This window comes from Bacillus paramycoides (genome assembly GCF_001884235.1).
In the GTDB taxonomy this organism is placed as follows: domain Bacteria; phylum Bacillota; class Bacilli; order Bacillales; family Bacillaceae_G; genus Bacillus_A; species Bacillus_A paramycoides.
This window is the reverse complement of record NZ_MAOI01000117.1, coordinates 1-2,240: the sequence shown is the minus strand read 5'-3', so window position 1 is coordinate 2,240 and position 2,240 is coordinate 1. Positions and strand designations below refer to the sequence as shown.

Genomic DNA, 2,240 nt, shown 5'->3' with positions numbered 1-2,240 from the left:
CGGAAGTAAATGGCTACAATATTACAAATACAAAAGTAGCGAAAATGACAGTAGAAGGAACGAAGACGTGGAAAGACGGAAATGCAATAGACCGTCCGGCAATGATCAAAGTGGACCTACTACAAAACGGAAGCTTGATCCAAACACAAGACGTACTAGCGATAATGGGTTGGAAATATATATTTGCAGATTTAGAAGCATACGATGCGAATGGAGTAGCTTATCAGTATGAAGTGAAAGAACAACCAGTAGTGGGATATCAATCTAGCGTGAGCGGTTATGATATTACGAATACAAAAGTAGGCGAAACGAAAGTAGAAGGAACAAAGACTTGGAACGATAACAACGCAACAAATCGCCCAAGCTCAGTTAAAGTAGATTTACTACAAAACGGTAAAGTAATAGATACAAAAGAAGTGACAGCGGCAACAAACTGGAAGTATACATTTGAAAAAATCCCAACATACGATACAGACGGAGTAGTTTACATCTATACAGTGAAAGAACAACCGGTAGATGGATATAAATCCGAAGTAAAAGGTTATGACATTACAAATACAAAAGTGGGCCAAACAACAGTAGAAGGAACAAAGACTTGGAAGGACGGAAACGCAACAAATCGTCCGACAACGATCAAAGTGGACTTACTACAAAATGGCCAAGTAGTTGCGACACAAGAAGTAAGTGAAGCAACAGGTTGGAAATATGGATTCAAAGACTTAACGGCATATGATGCCGAAGGTAACGCGTATAAGTATGAGGTAAAAGAACAACCGGTGGATGGATACAAATCCGAAGTAAAAGGTTATGACATTACAAATACAAAAGTGGGCCAAACAACAGTAGAAGGAACAAAGACTTGGAAGGACGGAAACGCAACAAATCGTCCGACAACGATCAAAGTAGATTTACTACAAAATGGCCAAGTAGTTGCGACGCAAGAAGTAAGTGAAGCAACAGGTTGGAAATATGGATTCAAAGACTTAGCGGCATATGATGCCGAAGGTAACGCGTATAAGTATGAGGTAAAAGAACAACCGGTGGATGGATACAAATCCGAAGTAAAAGGTTATGACATTACAAATACAAAAGTGGGCCAAACAACAGTAGAAGGAACAAAAACGTGGAAGGACGGAAATGCAACAAATCGTCCGACAACGATTAAAGTAGACTTACTACAAAATGGCCAAGTAGTTGCGACGCAAGAAGTAAGTGAAGCAACAGGTTGGAAATATGGATTCAAAGACTTAGCGGCATATGATGCCGAAGGTAACGCGTATAAGTATGAGGTAAAAGAACAACCGGTGGATGGATACAAATCCGAAGTAAAAGGTTATGACATTACAAATACAAAAGTAGCGCAAACAACAGTAGAAGGAACAAAGACGTGGAAGGATGGAAACGCAACAAATCGTCCGGAAATGATCAAGGTTGAGTTACTACAAAATGGCAAGGTGATCGCAACAAAAGAAGTGAGCGCAGCTGGTGAATGGAAATATGCGTTTACAGACTTAGCGGCATATGATGCCGAAGGTAATGCGTACAAGTATGAAGTAAAAGAACAACCAGTAGATGGATATAAATCTGAGGTTCATGGTTATGACATTACAAATACAAAAGTAGCACAAACAACAGTAGAAGGAACAAAAGCGTGGAAGGACGGAAATGCAATAGACCGTCCAGCGATGATCAAAGTAGACTTACTACAAAACGGAAACGTGATCAAAACACAAGACGTACTAGCAATGATGGGTTGGAAATATATATTCGCAGATTTAGCAGCATACGATGCGAATGGAGTAGCTTATCAGTATGAAGTGAAAGAACAACCAGTAGTGGGATATCAATCTAGCGTAAGCGGTTATGACATTACGAATACAAAAGTAGGCGAAACGAAAGTAGAAGGAACAAAGACTTGGAACGATAACAACGCAACAGGTCGCCCAAGCTCAGTTAAAGTAGATTTACTACAAAACGGTAAAGTAGTAGACACAAAAGAAGTAACAGCGGCAACGAACTGGAAGTATACATTTGAAAAACTTCAAGCATACGATACAAACGGAGTAGCTTACATCTATACAGTGAAAGAACAACCGGTAGATGGATATAAGTCTGAGGTTCATGGTTATGACATTACAAATACAAAAGTAGGCGAAACAAAAATAGAAGGAACGAAAACATGGAACGACGATAACGCGAAAGATCGTCCGGAAATGATCAAAGTAGATCTTTTACAAAAC

At 39.5% G+C, this 2,240-nt stretch carries 1 protein-coding gene; it reads left to right on the top strand.

What is annotated here, in order from left to right; translation table 11 throughout:
• Positions 1-2,240, top strand: a 2,240-nt coding sequence (locus BAU28_RS30770) for a Cna B-type domain-containing protein (RefSeq protein WP_244158192.1), incomplete at both ends; no start/stop codon positions are given.